The sequence below is a fragment of the Clavibacter lycopersici genome (assembly GCF_003576405.1).
Taxonomy (GTDB): domain Bacteria; phylum Actinomycetota; class Actinomycetes; order Actinomycetales; family Microbacteriaceae; genus Clavibacter; species Clavibacter lycopersici.
In genome coordinates this window covers 1-302 of record NZ_QWGT01000602.1, presented here as the reverse complement: position 1 = coordinate 302, position 302 = coordinate 1, and the positions used below count along the sequence as shown (strand labels likewise).

Below are 302 nucleotides of genomic sequence, written 5' to 3'. Positions count from 1 at the left end.
CGGGCGTGCGGTTCGCCGCGGCCGTGGTGGTCGTGCCGGACGACGCGCTCGCGCAGCCGGTCGAGCGGGTGGAGCGCGGCCGGAACCGCGGCGCGCTCGTCGTCCGCCGGTCCGTGCTGCCGCTCGTGCTGCGCGACGGCGTCTCCGAGGAGGGGCGGCTCAGCGTGGCGGATCCCTACGCCGTCCGGGCGCTCCTGCGCGAGCGGCTGACGCTGCTCGGTCCCGCCGCGGGCTGAGACCGCGCGCCGCTGCCGTCGCCGCACCCGACGCACGAGGGCCCGCCGCGACGATCGCGGCGGGCC

General features: G+C 80.5%; 1 pseudogene. It reads left to right on the top strand.

The window, feature by feature from the left end:
• Positions 1-236, top strand: a pseudogene (locus tag DZG00_RS16740) (J domain-containing protein); the annotation flags it as partial.
• Positions 237-302 lie beyond the last annotated feature (66 nt).